Source organism: Streptomyces cupreus (assembly GCF_014257025.1).
GTDB lineage: Bacteria > Actinomycetota > Actinomycetes > Streptomycetales > Streptomycetaceae > Streptomyces > Streptomyces cupreus.
Genome location: NZ_JACMSF010000020.1, coordinates 95,055 through 114,798 on the forward strand (window position 1 = coordinate 95,055; position 19,744 = coordinate 114,798).

At 70.7% G+C, this 19,744-nt stretch carries 20 protein-coding genes and 1 tRNA gene; 11 read left to right on the forward strand and 10 right to left on the reverse strand.

The annotated features are described in order from the left end of the window. Nucleotides 1-15 precede the first annotated feature (15 nt). A complete protein-coding gene (locus H4N64_RS19985; protein WP_186283743.1) occupies nucleotides 16-198 on the forward strand; it encodes a hypothetical protein in 183 nt (60 codons plus the stop codon). 66 nt (nucleotides 199-264) lie between these two features. Here H4N64_RS19985 and H4N64_RS19990 read toward each other — a convergent pair whose 3' ends face one another. Next, entirely contained in the window at nucleotides 265-1,068 is an 804-nt protein-coding gene (locus H4N64_RS19990) for an exodeoxyribonuclease III (RefSeq protein WP_186283744.1), read from the reverse strand. Nucleotides 1,069-1,136: 68 nt separating this feature from the next. Between H4N64_RS19990 and H4N64_RS19995 the strand changes: the two genes are divergently transcribed. After that, nucleotides 1,137-1,619: a GNAT family N-acetyltransferase gene (locus tag H4N64_RS19995; protein ID WP_186283745.1), complete on the forward strand. Its 483-nt coding sequence runs from the start codon at nucleotides 1,137-1,139 to the stop codon at nucleotides 1,617-1,619. 168 nt (nucleotides 1,620-1,787) lie between these two features. On the opposite strand, the gene H4N64_RS20000 is transcribed toward H4N64_RS19995, so the two are convergent. The 7 genes from H4N64_RS20000 to galU all read right to left on the reverse strand — a co-directional run bounded on the left by H4N64_RS20000 (nucleotide 1,788) and on the right by galU (nucleotide 7,286). Then, nucleotides 1,788-1,861, reverse strand: a tRNA-Ala gene (locus tag H4N64_RS20000). Nucleotides 1,862-1,920: 59 nt separating this feature from the next. Then, the gene (gene sepX / locus H4N64_RS20005; RefSeq protein ID WP_186283746.1) at nucleotides 1,921-3,093 is read right to left on the reverse strand and encodes a divisome protein SepX/GlpR; all 1,173 of its coding nucleotides are present in this window, start codon (nucleotides 3,091-3,093) and stop codon (nucleotides 1,921-1,923) included. A 176-nt stretch (nucleotides 3,094-3,269) separates the two neighbouring features. Beyond that, on the reverse strand, nucleotides 3,270-3,947 hold the full coding sequence (locus H4N64_RS20010; RefSeq protein ID WP_186283780.1) for a GNAT family N-acetyltransferase: 678 nt from the start codon (nucleotides 3,945-3,947) through the stop codon (nucleotides 3,270-3,272). Next, nucleotides 3,944-4,450: a MogA/MoaB family molybdenum cofactor biosynthesis protein gene (locus tag H4N64_RS20015; RefSeq protein ID WP_186283747.1), complete on the reverse strand. Its 507-nt coding sequence runs from the start codon at nucleotides 4,448-4,450 to the stop codon at nucleotides 3,944-3,946. Before H4N64_RS20015 ends, H4N64_RS20010 begins: the two co-directional genes overlap by 4 nt. Further along, the gene (moaC, locus tag H4N64_RS20020; protein ID WP_186283748.1) at nucleotides 4,447-4,926 is read right to left on the reverse strand and encodes a cyclic pyranopterin monophosphate synthase MoaC; all 480 of its coding nucleotides are present in this window, start codon (nucleotides 4,924-4,926) and stop codon (nucleotides 4,447-4,449) included. Before moaC ends, H4N64_RS20015 begins: the two co-directional genes overlap by 4 nt. A gap of 129 nt (nucleotides 4,927-5,055) precedes the next feature. Then, nucleotides 5,056-6,378, reverse strand: a complete 1,323-nt coding sequence (gene glp, locus H4N64_RS20025) for a molybdotransferase-like divisome protein Glp (RefSeq protein ID WP_186283749.1) — start codon at nucleotides 6,376-6,378, stop codon at nucleotides 5,056-5,058. A 5-nt stretch (nucleotides 6,379-6,383) separates the two neighbouring features. Then, nucleotides 6,384-7,286 carry a UTP--glucose-1-phosphate uridylyltransferase GalU gene (gene galU / locus H4N64_RS20030; RefSeq protein ID WP_186283750.1) on the reverse strand — a complete coding sequence of 301 codons (903 nt, stop codon included), beginning with the start codon at nucleotides 7,284-7,286 and terminating at the stop codon, nucleotides 6,384-6,386. Between the two features lie 93 nt (nucleotides 7,287-7,379). Between galU and H4N64_RS20035 the strand changes: the two genes are divergently transcribed. Then, entirely contained in the window at nucleotides 7,380-8,000 is a 621-nt protein-coding gene (locus tag H4N64_RS20035) for a 5-formyltetrahydrofolate cyclo-ligase (protein ID WP_186283751.1), read from the forward strand. An 83-nt stretch (nucleotides 8,001-8,083) separates the two neighbouring features. On the opposite strand, the gene H4N64_RS20040 is transcribed toward H4N64_RS20035, so the two are convergent. Beyond that, nucleotides 8,084-10,843, reverse strand: coding sequence for a penicillin acylase family protein (locus H4N64_RS20040; RefSeq protein WP_186283752.1), 2,760 nt, complete (start codon nucleotides 10,841-10,843; stop codon nucleotides 8,084-8,086). A gap of 238 nt (nucleotides 10,844-11,081) precedes the next feature. On the opposite strand from H4N64_RS20040, the gene H4N64_RS20045 reads away from it, so the two are divergent. The 6 genes from H4N64_RS20045 to mscL all read left to right on the forward strand — a co-directional run bounded on the left by H4N64_RS20045 (nucleotide 11,082) and on the right by mscL (nucleotide 16,915). After that, nucleotides 11,082-12,617: a potassium/proton antiporter gene (locus H4N64_RS20045; RefSeq protein ID WP_186283753.1), complete on the forward strand. Its 1,536-nt coding sequence runs from the start codon at nucleotides 11,082-11,084 to the stop codon at nucleotides 12,615-12,617. 342 nt (nucleotides 12,618-12,959) lie between these two features. Next, a complete protein-coding gene (locus H4N64_RS20050; protein ID WP_186283754.1) occupies nucleotides 12,960-14,252 on the forward strand; it encodes an MFS transporter in 1,293 nt (430 codons plus the stop codon). Nucleotides 14,253-14,319: 67 nt separating this feature from the next. Then, the gene (locus tag H4N64_RS20055) at nucleotides 14,320-14,625 is read left to right on the forward strand and encodes an FmdB family zinc ribbon protein (protein ID WP_186283755.1); all 306 of its coding nucleotides are present in this window, start codon (nucleotides 14,320-14,322) and stop codon (nucleotides 14,623-14,625) included. Nucleotides 14,626-14,725: 100 nt separating this feature from the next. After that, nucleotides 14,726-15,559: an S-methyl-5'-thioadenosine phosphorylase gene (locus tag H4N64_RS20060; protein ID WP_186283756.1), complete on the forward strand. Its 834-nt coding sequence runs from the start codon at nucleotides 14,726-14,728 to the stop codon at nucleotides 15,557-15,559. A 177-nt stretch (nucleotides 15,560-15,736) separates the two neighbouring features. After that, nucleotides 15,737-16,303, forward strand: coding sequence for a hypothetical protein (locus H4N64_RS20065; protein ID WP_186283757.1), 567 nt, complete (start codon nucleotides 15,737-15,739; stop codon nucleotides 16,301-16,303). A gap of 138 nt (nucleotides 16,304-16,441) precedes the next feature. Next, entirely contained in the window at nucleotides 16,442-16,915 is a 474-nt protein-coding gene (gene mscL, locus H4N64_RS20070) for a large conductance mechanosensitive channel protein MscL (protein WP_186283758.1), read from the forward strand. A gap of 127 nt (nucleotides 16,916-17,042) precedes the next feature. Here mscL and H4N64_RS20075 read toward each other — a convergent pair whose 3' ends face one another. Further along, complete coding sequence (locus H4N64_RS20075; RefSeq protein WP_186283759.1) at nucleotides 17,043-17,225, reverse strand: hypothetical protein; 183 nt, start codon at nucleotides 17,223-17,225, stop codon at nucleotides 17,043-17,045. Nucleotides 17,226-17,382: 157 nt separating this feature from the next. On the opposite strand from H4N64_RS20075, the gene H4N64_RS20080 reads away from it, so the two are divergent. Together H4N64_RS20080 and H4N64_RS20085 are read left to right on the forward strand one after the other, a co-directional pair. Next, nucleotides 17,383-18,630: a low temperature requirement protein A gene (locus tag H4N64_RS20080; protein ID WP_186283760.1), complete on the forward strand. Its 1,248-nt coding sequence runs from the start codon at nucleotides 17,383-17,385 to the stop codon at nucleotides 18,628-18,630. 40 nt (nucleotides 18,631-18,670) lie between these two features. After that, the gene (locus H4N64_RS20085; RefSeq protein ID WP_186283761.1) at nucleotides 18,671-19,708 is read left to right on the forward strand and encodes a P1 family peptidase; all 1,038 of its coding nucleotides are present in this window, start codon (nucleotides 18,671-18,673) and stop codon (nucleotides 19,706-19,708) included. Nucleotides 19,709-19,744 lie beyond the last annotated feature (36 nt).

Genomic DNA, 19,744 nt, shown 5'->3' on the forward strand with positions numbered 1-19,744 from the left:
CGGGAGTGAAATCTCATGGGCATGAAGGACCAGTTCCAGGACAAGTCCGAGCAGTGGCAGCAGCAGGCCAAGGAAAAGATGCAGCAGGCCCGCGAACGCGGCCAGGAGCAGCGCGGCAAGCAGCGCGACCGCGACGAGGAGACGGAGCGACTCCAGCAGGAGGAGCAGGACCGTTTCGACCAGGACTACGACGCCTGACGCTGCGCTCGGCTCGAGCCGATGACGTGGGGTGCCCGAAGCTTCGGGGCACCCCACGTTCGCTTGTCACTGCTCGAAGACCACCGTCACCGGGGCATGGTCCGACCACCGCTCCTCATGACTCGCGGCCCGCTCCACGTAGGCCTTGACCGCCCGGCCGGCGAGTCCTGGTGTCGCGACGGCGAGGTCGATCCTCCATCCGGAATCGTTGTCGAAAGCCCGCCCCCGGTACGACCACCAGGAGTACGGCCCCTCGACGTCCGGATGCAGGGCCCGCACGACGTCGACGTACCCGCCCTCGGCCGGGTCGAGCACCTGACCGAGCCACTCGCGCTCCTCCGGCAGGAACCCGGAGCTCTTCTGGTTGCCGCGCCAGTTCTTCAGGTCCGCCTTCTGGTGGGCGATGTTCCAGTCGCCGCAGACCACGACCTCGCGCCCGTCGGCGGCGGCGCGTACGCGCAGGTCCTTGAGGTAGGCGAGGAACTCGTCCATGAAGCGGATCTTCTCGTCCTGGCGCTCGGTGCCGACCTCGCCGGAGGGCAGGTAGAGGGAGGCGACCGTCACACCGGGCAGGTCGGCCTCGACGTAGCGGCCGCTCGTGTCGAACTCGCTCGATCCGAAGCCGACCCGGACACGGTCGGGCTCGCGGCGGGTGTAGAGGGAGACGCCCGCGCGGCCCTTGGCGGCGGCGGGCGCGTGCACGACGTGCCAGCCGTCGGGCGCCCGCACGGCGTCCGGGAGCTGCTGCGGCTCGGCGCGCACCTCCTGCAGGCACAGCACATCGGCGGAGGTCTCGGCGAGCCACTCCACGAAGCCCTTCTTCGCGGCGGCGCGCAGCCCGTTCACATTCACGCTGGTCACAGTGAGCACCCGGGCACGATACCGGCAGACTGGACGGAGTCCAGATTCCGACCACCTATGAATGTACGGTTACCCGCATGCACATACGTCGCGTCTCCTTCGACCACCCCGACGCCGTCAAGCTCAACGACGCGGTCCAGGCCGAGTACGACGTCCGCTACGGCGACGGCGGTGACGCCACCCTCATGGACCCTGCCGACTTCGAACCGCCGAACGGCGTGTACCTGATCGCCTACGACGAGTACGGCTCCCCGGTCGCCTCGGGCGGCTGGCGCGTCCGGGACGCGAACGACGAGGGCAACATCGACGGGGACGCCGAACTGAAGCGGATGTATGTGATCGACGCGATGCGCGGCCGTGGCCTCGCCCGGCGCATCCTCGCCGCTCTGGAGGAGGACGCCCACGCGGCCGGCCGACTGCGCATGGTGCTGGAGACGGGCGCCAAGCAGCCGGAGGCCGTCGCCCTGTACGAGTCCAGCGGCTACGAGCCGTGCGCGAAGTTCGGCTACTACCGCTTCCACGATCTGAGCCTGTGCTTCGCCAAGCCGCTCACCCCCTGAGACGGACCGAGGCGCGCGGCGGGCCGTTCACGGGGTCAGATGCCGGTCGGGGCGGGAGCGTTGGGCGCCCGCCCCGAAGCCGCGGAAACGCCGAGATCCCGCCCGATCGAAATGATCGGACGGGATCTCGTGTATCGCTTACGAGTTGACTCGTGAACGATGCTGCGGTGGACCTGAGGGGATTTGAACCCCTGGCCCCCTCGATGCGAACGAGGTGCGCTACCGGACTGCGCCACAGGCCCTTGCAACGAGTGAAACTCTAGCATCCCGATCCGCCCGCTCGGAAATCCGTTCCGGGCGCCTACTCGTTGGCCGCCCGCGGCCGTCCGCCGTCCTCGTACTGGTCGAACAACGGCGTGCGTCCCCGCTCACGTGCCCGCCGGGCGGACGCGGCCCGGCGGGCGTCACTGCGCCCGCCGCCGTCCGCCCTCTCCTCGTCGTCGGCCGCCTCCGTCTGCTCGGCCGTGGCGGCGCGGGACTGCGCCTCCTGCTCCGGTGCGACCGCGCTGGACCGCGCCGAGCTCCAGGCATCGGGCGCGCCCAGATCGACATCGGCGGTGGCCCGCGGCGCGACCGGCGCGGTCACGTACGTGGGGAGCGGCACCGGCACCGGGTCCCAGCTGTCGCCCTGCCCCGGCCGCCGCTGGCGCTCACGCTGCTGATCGACCCACTCGGCGTGATCGGTCTGCTCGACGAGTGCCCGCCGGTCGGCGGCGAGCGCCGACAGCCCCGGGTCGGTGTGTGGTCCGGCCCCTTCGTCCGGCTCCTCTGCGTCCGCGCCGGCGTCGGCGGGCATGCGCCGGCGCGGCTGGCGGGTGCGCTCCCTGAGCCGCTGCGCGGCGGCTTCGGCTCGGCGGCGGTCCATCTGGTACGCGAAGCGGCGGCGCTCCTGGGTGCGCAGGTACGCGATGTACACGCTGAGCAGCACGGCGGGCACGCCGGGCGCCCACAGGAAAGCGAGCCCTCCGACGGCGGCGACGATCGCGCCGAGTGTGAAGGCGAGGAAGAGCACGACGGTGGTGCGCCGACGGCGCGCGAGCACCTTCGTGCGCTGGGCGCGCGCTGCGGCCGCCTCCGCGGCGGGCGTCGGGGGCGTGCGCCGTGCGGCCGGGACCGGTTTCTGCGCCGCCTGCGCCTTCTGGGACTTCTGCGCCGGCGCGGGCCCGGGTTCGGGCGCCGGCGCGGCCGTCTGCGGGCGCGTCGGAGGCATGGCGAAGGCCCGGACGTCCACCGATGCGGTGACGCCGTCCGGGTCGTCGGCGCTGGGCTCCCCCTCGTCGGCGGAGCGCGCGCGCAGGTCCTTGGCGTATCGGCGCTCCATCCCCGCCCGTCCGGACAGCAACCGGATGGCTGTGCTGAAGCGTTCCGTCGGACGGGCCTCGTTCAGCTCGTCCTGCCTACGGAGCCACATCGGCACCAAGTAGGCGGCCCAGGCCCCGACAATGACTGCGTAGATGAGGCCGCTGCTGCTCACGCCTCACACGGTAGAGGGGTTTGCGTGAGGCCATCTGCCAATTGAGCCGGTGTGTCGCACGATCTGGCTGATATTTCGAAATTTTTTTGTGACCCATGCGATCAGCAGGCCGCACAGGACGCGAATTCAGGGCTCCGAGACGGTCACGCGGCGATCAATTTCGAACATTTATTCAATTACCCGGGCTGTGCGGGATTACCCGGCGTGTTCTGCGCGTTCCTCGGCCCGTCGGACGACCTCCCCCGGGAGTGTGCCCGGTGCCAGCGGTTCAGCAACCCGTCGGGCACCTCTTCAGCCGTGAGCGCGAACACGAGATGGTCGCGCCAGGCGCCGTCGATGTGGAGATAACGGGGTCTGAGCCCCTCCTCGCGGAATCCGAGTTTCTCCACCACCCGGCGGCTCGGCCCGTTCTCGGGGCGAATGCAGACCTCGATGCGGTGCAGTCCGACGGTGCGGAAACAGTGGTCCACGACGAGCGCCACGGCCGTCGGCATCACCCCGCGGCCCGCGACCGCCTCGTCCACCCAGTAGCCGACGTGTCCCGAGCACATGGAGCCCCAGGTGATCCCGGCGACCGTCAACTGCCCGACCAGCCGCCCCTGGTACTCGATGACGAAGGGCAGCATCCGGCCCGCGTTCGCCTCGGAGCGCAGGTGCCGGACCATCTGGCGGTAGGTCGGCCGGTGCGCGATCGGCCCGCTGGGCGTGGGCGGTGGGATGGTCGCCTCCCAGGGGCGCAGCCAGTCCCGGTTGCGCCGGTTGACCTCGCGCCAGGCCCGCTGGTCGCGCAGCTTTATCGGCCGGAGGACGACATCGCCGTCCGCCAGTACGACGGGCCAGGATGGGCTGTTCAGCTCGCACCCCCGCTGCCTGCGCCGGGTCTGGGGTGATCGCCGCCACGGATCTGGTCGACGGCGTGGAGCAGCAGGAACTCAAGGACGGCCAGTCCGTCCTTCACCCCGCCGGTGGAACCCGGCAGATTGACGATCAGCGTGCTTCCCGCCACCCCGGCAAGGCCCCGGGAGAGCGCGGCCGTGGGCACCTTCTCGCGTCCGAACGCCCTGATGGCCTCCGCGATGCCCGGCACCTCGTAGTCGATCACCTTGCGGGTCGCCTCGGGCGTGCGGTCGGTCGGCGAGATGCCGGTGCCGCCGGTGGTGACGACGACGGCGTACCCGGCGTCCACGGCGGCGCGCAGCGCGGCCTCCACAGGGTCCCCGTCGGGTACGACCTGGGGTCCCTCGACGTCGAGGCCGAAGCGCTTCAGGCCGTCGGCGATCAGTGGGCCGCCCTTGTCCTCGTAGACCCCGGCGGCGGCCCTGTTGGAGGCGGTGACCACAAGAGCGCGATACGTCATGCCCGGCTCCAGTCGCCCGACTTGCCGCCCGTCTTCTCCTCCACCCGTACGTCCGTGATGACCGCTCCCTTGTCGACGGCCTTGACCATGTCGATCACGGTGAGCGCGGCGACGGAGACCGCGGTGAGGGCCTCCATCTCGACGCCCGTGCGGTCCGTGGTCCTGACGGTGGCCTGGATCTCCACGGCGTCGTCCGCTACCGACAGATCCAGTTTCACACCGGACACCGCGAGCGGGTGGCACAGCGGGATCAGGTCCGGGGTGCGCTTGGCGCCCATGATGCCCGCGATCCGCGCGGTGGCCAGCGCGTCGCCCTTGGGGACGCCCTCGCCGCGCAGCAGCTCGACCACGCGGGGCGAGACCAGGACGCGCCCGCTCGCGCGGGCGGTGCGCGCCGTCACGTCCTTCTCCGATACGTCGACCATGCGGGCCGCGCCCGCCTCGTCGATGTGCGTCAGTCCGTCCTGCGTACTCATGCTGTGTGGCGCTCCCGGTCCGGGCCCGTGGCGGTGCGGCGCTGGGCCTGCTGTGCGCGACACGGTACCGCCAAGTCGGCGCGCGCACCGGAGCAGGACCGGCCCGCGGACCGGCACACGCGCGTGCGCTCAGCCGAGCAGGACGACCTCGACCTCGGCGCCGGGCTCCACGGACTCGGTGTCCTCGGGGACGACGATCAGCGAGTCGGCGTGCGCGAGGGCGGCGACCAGGTGCGATCCGGCGCCGCCGACCGGGGTCACGGTGCCGTCGGCGTACGTCCCGCGCAGGAACTGCCGGCGCCCCTTCGGCGAGGTCAGCGCCTTGTCCGCCGCCAGGGTCGCCCTCGTGCGCGGCCGGTGGACGTCTTCGAGGCCCATGAGGGTGCAGATCGCGGGGCGCACGAACAGCTCGAAGGAGACGTACGACGACACGGGGTTGCCGGGGAGGGCCAGCAGCGGGGTGTGGTCGGGGCCGATGGAGCCGAAGCCCTGGGGCTTGCCGGGCTGCATGGCGAGCTTGCGGAAGTCGATACCGCTGCCCGCCTCGTCCTCGTCGCCGACGGACTGGAGGGCCTCCTTGACGACGTCGTACGCGCCCACACTCACGCCGCCTGTGGTGACCATGAGATCGGCGCGCACCAGCTGGTCCTCGATGGTGGAGCGCAGGATCTCGGCGTCGTCGGCGACGGCACCCACGCGGTAGGCGATGGCGCCGGCGTCCCGGGCGGCCGCGGTGAGGGCGAAGCTGTTGGAGTCGTAGATCTGGCCGCTGCGCAACGCCTCGTCGGGCTGGACGAGTTCGCTGCCGGTGGACATCACGACCACGCGCGGGCGCGGGCGCACGCGTACCGTGCCGCGGCCGATCGCGGCGAGCAGGGCGATCTGCGGCGGTCCGAGGACGGTGCCGGCCTCCAGGGCGCGGTCACCGGCCTTCACGTCGCTGCCCTTGGCGCGCACATGCGCGCGTGCCTCCGCGGGCCGGTACACGTGCACGTGCCCCTCGGCGCCCTCGGGGGCCAGCGCGCGGGCGCGCATCCCGGTCACGGGACCTTCTCCGAGGCCTCCGTCGGTCCATTCCACCGGTACGACGGTCTCGGCGCCGGGCGGCAGTGGGGCGCCGGTCATGATGCGGGCGGCCTGGCCGGGACCCACCTGGAGCGGTTCCGCCTGGCCCGCGGCGACGTCCCCGACGACCTCCAGGACCGCCGGGAACTCCTCGCTCGCGCCCGCGACATCGGCGACCCGCACCGCGTATCCGTCCATGGAGCTGTTGTCGAACGGCGGCAGGGACACCGGCACCGTGACGTCGTCGACCAGGACACAGCCCTGGGCGTCGAGGAGTTGCAGCTCGATGGGTTCGAGGGGGCGGACGGTCGCGAGGATGTCCTCCAGGTGTTCGTCCACCGACCAGAGGTGATCCTGGCCTGTGGTGCGGGGCGCGGCGCTGCTCAAAATGGCTACATCTCCTCGGCTACGTAACTGCGAAGCCAGGTCCGGAAGTCCGGGCCCAGGTCTTCACGTTCGCATGCGAGTCGGACAATGGCACGCAGGTAGTCGCCACGGTCGCCGGTGTCATAGCGGCGACCCTTGAAGACGACGCCGTGCACCGGGCCACCGACCTTCTCGTCCGCGGCGAGCTGCTGGAGGGCGTCGGTGAGCTGGATCTCGCCACCGCGGCCGGGCTCGGTCTTGCGCAGTATGTCGAAGATGTGCGGGTCGAGGACGTAGCGGCCGATGATCGCGTAGTTCGAGGGGGCGTCCGCGGCGTCGGGCTTCTCCACCATGCCGGTCACCTTGACGACGTCGCCGTCCTCGGTGGTCTCGACCGCGGCACAGCCGTAGAGGTGGATCTGCTCGGGGGCGACCTCCATGAGCGCGATGACGCTGCCGCCGCGCTGCTCCTGGACCTCGACCATGCGCTTGAGCAGCGGGTCGCGCGGGTCGATGAGGTCGTCACCGAGGAGCACGGCGAAGGGCTCGTGGCCGACGTGCGGGGCCGCGCACAGCACCGCGTGGCCGAGCCCCTTGGGGTCGCCCTGGCGGACGTAGTGCATGGTCGCGAGGTCGCTGGACTCCTGCACCTTGGCGAGCCGGCCGGCGTCGCCCTTCTTCTGAAGAGCGGACTCCAGTTCGTAGTTGCGGTCGAAGTGGTCCTCAAGGGGGCGCTTGTTGCGGCCCGTGATCATGAGGACGTCGTCGAGGCCCGCGGAGACGGCCTCCTCGACCACATACTGGATCGCCGGCTTGTCGACGACCGGCAGCATCTCCTTGGGAGTGGCCTTGGTCGCCGGGAGGAACCGGGTGCCGAGACCTGCTGCGGGAATGACAGCCTTGCTGATCCGAGGGTGCGACTGAGTCATGCCCGCAACCTTATCCGGTGCCTTTGTAGGGAATCTGTGGCTCCGGTTAATTGGCTCTCATATGAGCGTATTGAAAGGGTACGGGTACGACCATTGAGTCAGATCGGACGTCCGGCTGAGCCTGACAAGCGAACGTTGCGTCGAGAGTTCCTCGCGGTGAGGAACAGGTTGACGGCTGATGACGTACGGGAGGCCGGGGTCGCGCTGGCGGGGCGCGCGCTGGAGCTGCCCGAGCTGGCGCGGGCGCGCACGGTGGCGGCGTATGTCTCCGTGGGGAGCGAACCGGGCACGCTCGCGCTGCTGGACGCGCTGCGCGCGCGGGACGTGCACGTCCTGCTCCCCGCGCTCCTGCCCGACAACGACCTGGACTGGGGCGCGTACACCGGCGAGGGCTCCCTCGCACGGGTCCAACACGGCGGAAAGATGGCCCTGTTCGAGCCCGCCGGCGAACGCCTCGGGCCGGACGCCGTGACCACCGCGGACGTGGTGCTGCTGCCCGGGCTCGCGGTGGACGCGCGCGGCATGCGTCTGGGGCGCGGCGGGGGCTCGTACGACCGCGTGCTCGCCCGCCTGGAACGCGCGGACGCGCACCCCGCCCTGGTCGTGCTGCTGTACGACACGGAGGTCGTCGAGCGCGTCCCCGCGCAGGCGCACGACCGGCCGGTGCACGCGGTGGTGACGCCGTCGGGCGTACGCCGCTTTCCATCGACCTGAAGCCCGCTCCCGGGTCCCTGCGCATGTGAAAGGGCCCTCCACGCGTGCGTGGAGGGCCCTACGTTGCGTGCACCGTCAGCGGCTCACGGCTTCAGCACCAGGGTGTCGCTCGTGCTCTCGTCGACCGCGCCGTCGGAGAAGGACCAGTCTAGCAGTTCGCCGTCGGCCCACTTTTCCGTCTGGTCGGTGTAGTGGGCGCTGTAGGCGTGCCCGGAGGCGCCGGTGAGGTTGATCCACTTCGACTTGTCCAGGTCGCCGAGGTTGACCACCATCCGCATCGACGGCACCCACACGACGCCGTAGCCGCCGGCGGCGTTCCAGCCGGTGGCGTTGACCGTCGCCTCGCCGCCGCTGAGCTTCCAGGGGCCGCGGTTGAGGACGTACTGGAGGAAGCCGGGGCCGTCGGTGCCGAGGGTCTGGTTCTTCAGGAACAGGCGGTGCAGCCGGCCCCAGCTCCAGGTGTCGATGTCCTTGCCGAGCTTGGCGGTCAGCTCCCAGCGGGCGTCGATCATGGCGCGCCGGAACAGCTCGTCACGGTTGTCGGCCTTGGGGCGGGTGCCCGACGACGGCGTCTTCCACCAGTCGCTGTCCTCGTCGTCCATGAGGTTCCGGACGACCTCGAACCAGCGGTCACCGCCGTCCGGCTGCGCCTGGTCGGCATCGCGCCGGCCGCACTCGCGGACCTTCTCCGTCTCGTCCGCCGGGCCGGTGGTGTTGACCGGGTCGACCCACAGACACTGGCCCTTGACCCGCAGCTCCTTGGGCAGCTTGTTGCCGAAGGCGAGCTTGAGGATGTTGCGCCAGACCGAGTTGAAGTAGGCGGCGGCCGCCGAGTCGGCGTCCTGGGTGTAGTCCCAGCCCTCCAGGAGCTTCTGCGCCTCGCGGACGTCCTTGTCGTCGGTGTCGATCTTCAGCAGCTTCGGTACCAGCAGCTTGGCGATCTCGCTGCTGTTGTCCAGCTGCATCTGGCGCATGTCATCGGTGGAGATCTTGCCGCCGTCGTCGATCTTCGACTTGATCAGGTCGGTGATGCGCTGGCTGCGCGTGCCGTAGCTCCAGTCCGTCGTGAGCGTGTAGGGGTACTTGTCCTTGTCGATCACGGCCTGGTTGGCGGTGACGATGTACCCGCGCGCGGGGTCGAACTCGAAGGGCAGCTCGTCCTGCGGGATGTAGCCGGTCCAGCGGTACTTGGAGTCCCAGCCGGGCTGCGGGATCGAGCCGTCGACGTCCTTCGCGCGCGTGGGGATCTTTCCGGGGAGGGTGTAGCCGATGTGGCCCTCGGTGTCGGCGTAGACCAGGTTCTGCGAGGGCACGTCGAACAGGGCCGCGGCGGCGCGGAAGTCGCTCCAGTTCGCCGCCCTGTTCATCGCGAAGACGGCGTCCATGGAGGTGCCCGGGTCCAGGGCGGTCCAGCGCAGGGAGATGCCGTAGCCGTCGCCGCGGTCGGGCGCGGAGGTGTCGACGGAGGCCTTCTTGCCGACCTTGACCAGTTCGTCGCTGCGGTCGGAGAGCAGGGGGCCGTTGTTGGTCTCGCGGACGACGATCTTCTTGGAGGTGCCGCCGGCGACCTTGATGGTCTCCTCGCGCGTGGTGAACGGCTTGACCTTGCCGTCGTACTGGTAGCCGTCGCCGGTGAGCTTCTCCAGATAGAGGTCGGTGACGTCGACACCGGAGTTGGTCATGCCCCAGGAGATGTTCTGGCTGTGGCCGATGATCACACCGGGCATGCCGGCGAACGTGTAGCCGGTGACGTCGTACTGGCACTTGCTGGAGACGCTGCGGCAGTGCAGGCCCATCTGGTACCAGACCGACGGCAACGACGCCGACAGGTGCGGGTCGTTGGCCAGCAGCGGCTTGCCCGTGATGGTGTGCTCGCCGGAGACGACCCAGGAGTTGGAGCCGATGCCGTTGCCGTTCACGCCGACGGCCGTGGGCAGGTCCTCCAGGACGCCGTAGAGGCCGGAGAGCTGGCTCTGCAGGCCCGTGGTGCCGCTCGTGGACGTGCCGGCCGTCGAGGTGCCGTCGGCCGATGTTCCGGCCGCGGACGCGGCGCCCTCCTGCTCGAACGTCCCGGTCAGCTCGTCGTACTGACCCTCCTGGACGATCGCCTTGTTCCGGTCGTACGGGTACTGCGGGTAGAGGTCCTCGATCTGCTGCGGGCCCAGACGGCTGGTCATCAGGGCGCGGTCGATCTCGTCCTCCATGTTGCCGCGCAGGTCCCAGGCCATCGCCTTCAGCCACGAGACCGAGTCGACCGGGGTCCACTGCTCGGGCTTGTAGTCGTTGGCGAAACCGAGGGCGGCGTACTCCAGGGAGAGCTCCTTGCCTTCCTTGCCCTCCAGGTAGGCGTTGACTCCCTTGGCGTAGGCCTGGAGGTACTTCTTGGTGGCGTCCGACAGCTTGCTGTCGTACTCCTCCTTCGCGATCCGGTCCCAGCCCAGGGTGCGCAGGAACTCGTCGTTGTCGACCTGGCTCCTGCCGAACATCTCCGACAGGCGCCCGGAGGTCATGTGACGGCGCACGTCCATCTCGTAGAACCGGTCCTGCGCCTGGACGTAGCCCTGCGCCATGAACAGGTCCTCGTCGGAGGAGGCGTAGATCTGCGGGATGCCGTAGCCGTCCCGCTTCACGTCGACCGGGCCCGACAGGCCGTCGAGCGTGATCGAACCCTTGGTCTGCGGGAAGGAGGCGCGGACGGTACTGATGGACCAGTACGCCCCGTACGCGACGCCTCCGATGATGGCCAGCACGAGGACGATGACGATCAGGCGGGCTCTGCGCCCCTTCTTCCTGCCGGACTTGCCGGGCTGCTGACCCGTAGAGGCGGTGGTGTTGGGGGGCATCGCTGTCCTTGCTGTCCTAACGCGAGCGGCAGGGCGGGCTGTCCTTTTGAATGAGCGCTGGAGCAACCATAGGCGCAGGGCCTGGTGCCACTTGACGCGGAGTAGGGAACCAGGACGCACGACGTTCGATCATGCCCGGCGGAGCGTCAAGAAATCGTCAAGAGTTAGGTAAGGTAACGAAGTAGTTGGGTACGGAGTTCCGCCACTTCGTGTCCTATGTACGTGAGCTCACGCGCGCGTGCCCGTGAGCCAGGGAAGGGAACGGCCGCTGACTGTCCACGACCTCAACCAGCTTCTGCTCGTCTGCTCGCTCGTCCTGCTCGTCGCCGTCGCAGCGGTCCGGATCTCCTCGCGCAGCGGGCTCCCCAGCCTGCTCGTGTACCTGGGGATCGGCGTCGCCATGGGGCAGGACGGCATCGGCGGCATCAAGTTCGACAACGCCGAGCTGACGCAGGTCATCGGGTACGCGGCCCTGGTCGTGATCCTCGCCGAGGGTGGTCTTGGCACGAGGTGGAAGGAGGTCAAGCCGGCTCTTCCCGCCGCCACCGCGCTGGCCCTGGCGGGCGTCGCGGTGAGCGTCGGCGTGACGGCGACGGCCGCGCACTATCTGACCGGCCTGGAGTGGCGCCAAGCGCTCATCGTCGGGGCCGTCGTGTCCTCCACGGACGCGGCCGCGGTCTTCTCCGTGCTGCGCAAGATCCCCCTCCCCACGCGCGTGACGGGCACTTTGGAGGCGGAGTCCGGCTTCAACGACGCCCCTGTCGTGATCCTGGTCGTCGCCTTCTCGCACTCCGGTCCGGTCGAGCACTGGTACGCACTGGTCGGCGAGATAGCGCTGGAGCTGGCCATCGGCGCCGCCATCGGCCTCGCGGTGGGCTGGCTGGGCTCCTGGGGCCTGCGCCATGTGGCGCTGCCCGCCTCCGGCCTCTACCCGATCGCCGTCATGGCCATCGCCGTCGTGGCGTACGCGGCGGGCGCCCTGGCCCACGGCAGCGGCTTCCTCGCGGTCTACCTCGCCGCGATGGTGATGGGCAACGCCCGCCTGCCCCACTGGCCGGCCACCCGCGGCTTCGCCGACGGGCTCGGCTGGCTGGCCCAGATCGGCATGTTCGTCCTGCTCGGCCTGCTGGTCACCCCGCACGAACTGGGCGACGACATCCTGCCCGCCCTCGTCATCGGCCTGGTGCTGACGATGGTCGCGCGCCCGCTGAGCGTCGTGCTCTGTCTGACGCCGTTCCGGGTGCCCTGGCAGGAGCAGACACTGATGTCGTGGGCCGGTCTGCGCGGCGCCGTCCCCATCATCCTGGCGACGATCCCGATGGTCGGCGGCGTCGAGGACAGCCGTCGGATCTTCAACATCGTCTTCGTCCTGGTCGTCGTCTACACCCTGGTCCAGGGGCCGACCCTGCCATGGCTCGCCCGCACCCTGCGGCTCGGCGAGGACACGGAGGCCCCCACCGACCTCGGCATCGAGTCGGCGCCGCTGGAGCGGCTGCGGGGACACCTGCTGTCGGTCGCGATCCCCGCGGGCTCGAAGATGCACGGCGTCGAGATCAACGAGCTCCGGCTGCCCTCCGGCGCCGCCGTCACCCTGGTCGTGCGGGACGGAAAATCGTTCGTGCCACTGCCCACGACGGTGCTGCGACGCGGGGACGAGCTGCTCGTGGTCGCCACGGATCCGGTACGGGACGCCGCCGAGCGGCGACTTCGGGCCGTGGGACACGGGGGCAAGCTGGCCGGGTGGCTGGGCACGGACGGCGAGGGCGCGGAATAGGGGCGCGCCAGGCGCGTTATGGGTGGTGCGCGACGCGTGCAGGGGCGCGCCCGGTCGTTAAGGGCGCGTTTCGTACCGTTCACACCCCGTTCATTCACAGGCGTCCCAGCGCCATGGTGCTTGTTTTCACAGGAGCACGAAGGGTTGATCCCTGTACGATGAAGGCGCACCTTGATCGAACCAACTCTGCCTGACGCAGAGCTGGCGCGACCGTATGGCGGCCGCGACGCCCTCCCGCAGTGAGGCGCCGGTATCTACCGCAGTTCCGCGCATGAGGACAGCTCTCGGCGCCGCCCCCCATCCGAAGGGGCCGCGCTACCAGGCGGCAGAAAGGCACGGGCCGTGGAGTCCACGGTCACCACCGAGCCGTCGAAGACCTCGCCGGCCTCCTCCCGCCCGGGATACGGACAACTGCTGCGCACCCGCGGCGCCTGGACATTCCTGCTCCCCGGCTTCGCGGCGCGCCAGCCGTTCGCGATGCTCACCATCTCCATCGTGCTGCTCGTGCAGCACACCACCGGCTCGTACGGCGTCGCGGGCGCCGCCGCGGCCGTCACCGGCGTCTCCATGGCGCTGTTCGCGCCCTACAGCGGGCGCCTCGCCGACCGGTACGGGCAGCGTGCCGTCCTGATCCCCGGTGTGCTGGTGCACGCGCTGGCGGGTCTGACCCTGACGGCGCTCGCGCTGGCGGACGCGCCCCTGTGGGCGCTGTTCGTGGCGGCCGTGCCCACCGGCGCCTCGGTTCCGCAGGTCGGCCCGATGGTCCGCGCCCGCTGGGGCGTGAAGCTCCAGGGCTCGCCCCTCATGACCACCGCGGCGGCGTTCGAGTCCGTCACCGACGAGCTGACCTTCGTCGTGGGCCCGCTGCTCGCCACCGCGCTGTGCACCGCCGTCGACCCGGCCGCCGGCCTGGTCACGGAGGCCGCGCTGACGCTGATCGGCGGCCTGCTGTTCGCCGCGCAGAAGAGCACGCAGCCCTCTGTCACCGTCGACGGGCACGCACGCGTGGAGCACACTTCCGCGCTGCGCATCCCCGGGGTGCGGGTGCTGATCGTGACCTTCCTGGGCATCGGTTCCGTATTCGGCGGCATGCAGGTGTCGCTGGCCGCGTTCACCGAGTCCATCGGCGAACCCGGTCTGAACGGCGTCCTGTACGGAGTCTTCGCCGCCGGCAACATGCTCTCCGGCATCGCGTGCGGCGCCATCGCGTGGAAGGTCGCCCCGCAGCGGCGCCTCGTCCTCGGCTACGCCGCACTCGCGCTCGCCGCGTCCGGTCTGTGGGCCGCGCACTCCGTGCTCATCCTGGCCGCCCTCGGCCTCCTCGTCGGCATGTGCATCGCGCCCGCACTGATCACCGGCTACACCCTGGTGGAGGGCCTGGTCCCGGCCGGCGCCCGCACCGAGGCCTTCACCTGGCTGACCGGTGCGGTGGCGCTCGGTCAGGCGGCCGCCGTCACAGTCGCCGGACAGCTGGAGGACCGCTTCCGGGACGGCGCCGGATTCCTGGTGCCGATGGCCGGCACACTGCTCGCCCTGGCGACGCTTCTGGCGCTGCGCTCCCGGCTGGTGGCACGCCCCCGCAGCCGTACCGTCGCACGTGGCGTCGGTCACCGCGTGCCGGTGACAGTGGACTGATCCCGAGGAATACGTCACTATGGACCGTCGTTAGCACTCATTGAGTGAGAGTGCCAGGAGGAAGACAGTGCCGACCTACCAGTACCAGTGCACCGAGTGCGGCGAGGGCCTTGAGGCGGTGCAGAAGTTCACCGACGACGCCCTCACCGAGTGCCCCAACTGCGGTGGCCGCCTGAAGAAGGTGTTCTCCGCCGTCGGCATTGTCTTCAAGGGCTCCGGCTTCTACCGCAATGACAGCCGCGGCTCCTCGTCGAGCAGCTCGCCGGCGTCGTCGTCGAAGTCGGCCCCCTCCTCGGCGTCCTCCTCCTCGACGTCCTCGGACTCGAAGTCGTCGGGTTCGGGCACCTCGACCAGCAGCAGCTCCGCCGCGTAAGCACTGCGCTCACGGGACCCCGCCGTCGTAGGACGGCGGGGTTCTCCGCGTTTTCCGCGGCCCCTCTCGGCGGCGATCGGCCGCCAGCTAGTGTGACCGCATGGCGAAGGCAGAGATCGGTGTAATCGGTGGCTCCGGCTTCTACTCGTTCCTCGACGACGTGACCGAGATCCAGGTGGACACCCCGTACGGACCGCCCAGCGACTCCCTCTTCCTGGGCGAGATCGCCGGCCGGCGGGTCGCCTTCCTGCCGCGGCACGGGCGCGGCCACCATCTGCCACCGCACCGGATCAACTACCAAGCCAACCTGTGGGCGCTGCGTTCGGTGGGTGTGCGCCAGGTCCTGGGCCCGTGCGCGGTGGGCGGCCTGCGCCCCGAGTACGGTCCGGGCACGCTTCTTGTGCCGGACCAACTGGTCGACCGTACGAAGTCCCGGGCGGGGTCGTACTTCGACGGGCTGCCGCTGCCCGGCGGCGCCGTGCCGAACGTGGTGCATGTGTCGCTCGCCGACCCGTACTGCCCGGCCGGAAGGGCGGCCGCGCTGAAGGCGGCGCGCGGGCGGGACTGGGAGCCTGTGGACGGCGGCACACTGGTCGTGATCGAGGGGCCGCGCTTCTCGACCCGTGCCGAATCGTTGTGGCACCAGGCGCAGGGCTGGTCGGTGGTGGGCATGACCGGCCACCCCGAGGCGGCGCTCGCCCGTGAACTGGAGCTCTGCTACACGTCGATGACGCTGGTCACCGACCTCGACGCGGGCGCCGAGACCGGCGAGGGCGTCTCGCACGACGAGGTGCTGCGGGTGTTCGCGGCCAACGTGGACCGGCTGCGGGGCGTGCTGTTCGACGCGGTGGCCGCGCTGCCCTCGAACGAGGAGCGGGACTGCCTGTGCACGTCCGCGCTCGGCGGGATGGACCCCGGGTTCGAGCTGCCGTAGGGCCCGGGCCGCGGGTCCCCTGTGGATCCGCTGGGCACACCTCCTGGGCGGAACCTCCCGTTCGGGTGAGGGAGTTGTCCACAACCTCTCGGTCGTCCACCGGCCTCAGCGGGCGGCGGCGCGAAGCCTCATCGTGGTCGTCGCAAGCCGTTCTCTCGTGGCAGGTGGTGGCTCCTCATGTCCTTCGGTCCGTCTCCGACTCCCTCTCCCTTCTCACCCGCGTCCGCCTCTCCCCTTCCTCCGCGCCCGCTCGGCACGGACGCTCCTCCGACGTGCGAGGTGCCGCACTTCGCACCGGTGCGGGTGCGCGGCGGACGCTTCCCACTGCGCCGTCTTGTACGGCATCGACGGCGGGCCGTGGCCGCGGGTCTGGCTGTCACCGCCGCCGCGTTGGTGGCGGCGGGCCCGCGGGACACCGACCGGGCGCGCGGGCATCCGGCGGCGGAGCCCGTACGCGATCGGCGCGCCGTCCAGATGGTGACCGCCCCGGTGCGGATCGCCGACGGCGCGACGGTCCGGCTGCTGCGGCCCGGGGACCGGGTGGACGTCATCGCGGCGGAGGAGACGTCCGCGGGCGGGGACGCGCGGGTGGTCGCGCGCGGGGTGCGGGTGACGAAGGTGCCCGAGGCCCTGGACGACGCGGACGACAGCGGCGCGCTGGTCGTGCTCACGGTGCCGCGTTCCGCCGCCGCGCGTCTCGTGGGCGCGAGTGCGACGGCACGACTGGCGGTGACGCTGTGCTGAGCCGTGTCTTCCGCCTGGTGCGTGACTGTCTGTCAAGTATCACGATCAAGCGATCGGATTGGACAGAACGGCCCAGCCCTGACGTAGGTTGCGGAGCGGTCCGTTCCACAACTTGCGCGCGCGAGGAGAGTCCCCGAGGTGAGCGAGAAGAAGCCCAGCGTCCTGGACGGCTTCAAGGCCTTCCTGATGCGCGGGAACGTCGTCGATCTGGCCGTAGCGGTGGTCATCGGCGCCGCCTTCACCAACATCGTCAACTCGGTGGTGAGAGGCGTCATCAACCCGCTCGTCGGGGCGATCGGCACCAAGAGCCTCGACAGCTACAGCTCGTGTCTGAAGGGTCCCTGCGAGAAGGCCGCGGACGGCACGGTCACGAGCGGCGTGATGATCCTGTGGGGCTCGGTCCTGGGAGCGACGCTCAGCTTCGTGATCACCGCGGCGGTGGTCTACTTCCTGATGGTGCTGCCGATGTCGAAGTACCTGGCGCGCCAGGAAGCCCGCCGCAAGGCGAAGGAGGGCACCCACGAGGTCATCGAGGTGACCGAGCTGGAGGTGCTGAAGGAGATCCGCGACGCGCTGGTCGCACAGCGCGGCTCGGGGCACAACGAGTCGTAGCGACGCTCGAAGGGGCCCTGCCGGGGGTGGTCCGCCGGGTTCCGAGGTCCCCCTCTGGGGTGGGGGTGCCCGCTCTGGGGGAGCGTGCCAGGCGGCGGGCGCCCGGCCGGGGAGGTGACGCAGGCTCTCAGAGGTGGTGGGGCGGCTTCTCATCGAGGAAGCGCTTCAGGTCGGCCGCGCTGTCGCCGGTGGCGCCCGGCCGCTCGCCCCACCCGTGGTCCGTGTCGTCCGAGGACTGCTGGTCCAGCGGGTCGTCGAAGATCAGCGCGGCCTTCGGCTCGCGCGGCTCGGGGTCAGGGGCGGTGTCCATCCCTCAAGGGTACGGCCCTGGCGGGGCCCCCGGTCCGCGAGCTGCCGCGTCGGCGGGCAGGCGTCTGGCCTGGCCTTTTCGGGGGGACCTTGAACCCCCGCGCACTCGTGAATCCGTTCACAAGAAATTCGGCGCCCTGTCTGCTGTGCTTGGACTCATGACGTCCAGCTCGACTCCCGCTTCGCCCACGCCCGGCGCGCCCGGAAACAACCGCCCCTTGCGCAAGCTCACGGCCCGGGGCCGCGGCGAGGCGCACCGCGCCTCCACGCCACTGGAGCTCTTCTTCGACCTGTGCTTCGTCGTGGCCATCGCCCAGGCCGGTGTGTCGCTGGTGCACTCCGTGGCCGAGGCGCACACCGGCGAGGGCATCCTCAACTACGCGATGGTCTTCTTCGCCATCTGGTGGGCCTGGATGAACTTCACCTGGTTCGCCTCCGCCTACGACAACGACGACGTCCTCTACCGGGTCGTCACCCTGGTGCAGATCGCCGGCGTGCTGGTCCTCGCGGCCGGGGTGTCCAAGGCGTTCGACGACCACGACTTCCTGGCCGTCTGGCTGGGCTACTTGATCATGCGGCTCGCGATGACGAGCCAGTGGCTGCGCGCGGCCCACTGCAGTCAGGGCCCGGAGAGAACGACAGCCCTGAGGTACGCCGCCGGCGTGCTGGTCTGCCAGATCGGCTGGCTGGGACTGCTGATCCTGCCCGAGGGCGGCAGGCCCTGGCTGTTCCTGCTGATGGCGATTGCGGAGATGTGCGTGCCGGCGTACGCCGAGAAGGACCACGCCACGTCCTGGCATCCGCGCCACATCGCCGAGCGCTACGGCCTGTTCACGATCATCGTGCTCGGCGAGACGATCGCCGCGGCCACGGTCGCCGTGAAGACCGCCCTCGACGAGAACGAGGCGCTCGGCGAACTGCTGCCGATCGCCGCGGGCGGACTCCTGATCATCTTCTCCGCCTGGTGGATCTACTTCGTCGTGCCGATCCACGGCCATCTGCGCTCCAAAAGACAGTCCTTCCTGTGGGGCTACGGCCACTACGTGATCTTCGCGTCGGCGGCCGCGATCGGCGCCGGTCTGGAGGTGGCGGTCGAGCAGGCCGTCGGCAAGGCCCACATCTCCACGCTGTCGGCGTCGGCCGCGGTGACCCTGCCGACCGCGCTCTATCTGCTCACGGTCTGGGCGCTGCACTCACGGCACTTCAAGGTGGGCACAGCCCAGCAGCTGGTGCTGCCGACGACAGCGCTGCTGGTCATCGCCTGCACCTTCTTCGGTGACTGGGCCGTGCTCACGGCTGGGATCGTCGCGGCGCTGGCGGTGGCGACCGGCACGACGCTGACGGCCCGAATGACCGCGCGGGAGAGCAGAGCCACGGCGGCCACGACGGCGACGCCGACCGGCTGACCTCTCCTGGCGCGGCCCCGGGCTGGACGACACTGGCTCCATGACAGTTGACGCATTGACGGACGTCGCCGGTGTGCGGGTGGGACACGCGACGCGTATCGGCGACGGTTGGCTCACCGGCACCACTGTCGTCCTCGCTCCGGAGGGCGGGGCCGTCGCGGCGGTCGACGTGCGGGGCGGCGGCCCCGGCACCAAGGAGACCGACGCCCTCGACCCACGGAACGTGGTGCAGAAGGTCGAGGCGATCGTCCTGACCGGCGGCAGCGCCTACGGGCTCGACGCGGCGTCCGGCGTGATGGCCTGGCTGGAGGAGCGGGGGCGAGGGGTGCGCGTAGGGCCGGATCCGGCGCACGTGGTGCCCGTGGTGCCCGCGGCGTGCGTCTTCGACCTGGGGCGGGGCGGCGACTTCCGGGCCCGGCCGGACGCGGCGACCGGGCGCGCGGCGGTCGAGGAGGCCGCGGCGAGCGCGGCCGGCGCCCGGGTGCGGGAAGGGTGCGTCGGCGCCGGTGCGGGGGCGGTGGTCGGGATACTGAAGGGCGGGGTCGGGACGGCGAGCGTGGTGCTCGGGTCGGGGGTCACCGTGGGCGCGCTGGTGGTGGCGAACGCGGCGGGGGGCGCGATGGATCCGCAAACCGGTGTGCTGTACGGGGAGTTGTTCCAGGGGCGGGTGGAGTATCCCGAGGCGCGGGTGCACGAAGCCGCGCTCCGGCGGCTCGCGGAGACCTCGGCGAAGAGCGCGCCTCCCCCGCTGAACACGACGCTCGCCGTCGTCGCCACCGACGCGGACCTCTCCAAGGCGCAGGCGCAGAAACTGGCGGGCACGGCGCACGACGGCATCGCACGCGCTGTGCGGCCGGTGCATCTGCTCCACGACGGCGACACGGTGTTCGCCCTGGCGACGGGGGCTCGCTCGCTCGACGCCGGGAGCCCGCTCGCACTGAACGAGATCCTCGCCGCGGGCGCGGATGTGGTGACGCGCGCCATCGTGCGCGCGGTGCGCGCCGCGGAGTCGGTGGACGGGCCGGGCGGGGTGTGGCCGTCGTACGGGGAGTTGTACGGGGGTGGCGGGCGGTCCTGACCGGAGGTGGCTTCGGCGGCGCCCCCAAGCGCCGTA

What these genes read in the sequence shown, in the direction of transcription:
- H4N64_RS20040 (WP_186283752.1), bottom strand. Translation starts at nt 10,843, where the DNA reads ATGCCCCCCAACACCACCGCCTCTACGGGTCAGCAGCCCGGCAAGTCC.
- H4N64_RS20075 (WP_186283759.1), bottom strand. Translation starts at nt 17,225, where the DNA reads ATGGACACCGCCCCTGACCCCGAGCCGCGCGAGCCGAAGGCCGCGCTG.
- H4N64_RS19985 (WP_186283743.1), top strand. Translation starts at nt 16, where the DNA reads ATGGGCATGAAGGACCAGTTCCAGGACAAGTCCGAGCAGTGGCAGCAG.
- H4N64_RS19995 (WP_186283745.1), top strand. Translation starts at nt 1,137, where the DNA reads ATGCACATACGTCGCGTCTCCTTCGACCACCCCGACGCCGTCAAGCTC.
- H4N64_RS20065 (WP_186283757.1), top strand. Translation starts at nt 15,737, where the DNA reads ATGTCCTTCGGTCCGTCTCCGACTCCCTCTCCCTTCTCACCCGCGTCC.
- galU (WP_186283750.1), bottom strand. Translation starts at nt 7,286, where the DNA reads ATGACTCAGTCGCACCCTCGGATCAGCAAGGCTGTCATTCCCGCAGCA.
- H4N64_RS20085 (WP_186283761.1), top strand. Translation starts at nt 18,671, where the DNA reads ATGACAGTTGACGCATTGACGGACGTCGCCGGTGTGCGGGTGGGACAC.
- H4N64_RS20015 (WP_186283747.1), bottom strand. Translation starts at nt 4,450, where the DNA reads ATGACGTATCGCGCTCTTGTGGTCACCGCCTCCAACAGGGCCGCCGCC.
- H4N64_RS20080 (WP_186283760.1), top strand. Translation starts at nt 17,383, where the DNA reads ATGACGTCCAGCTCGACTCCCGCTTCGCCCACGCCCGGCGCGCCCGGA.
- moaC (WP_186283748.1), bottom strand. Translation starts at nt 4,926, where the DNA reads ATGAGTACGCAGGACGGACTGACGCACATCGACGAGGCGGGCGCGGCC.
- H4N64_RS20060 (WP_186283756.1), top strand. Translation starts at nt 14,726, where the DNA reads ATGGCGAAGGCAGAGATCGGTGTAATCGGTGGCTCCGGCTTCTACTCG.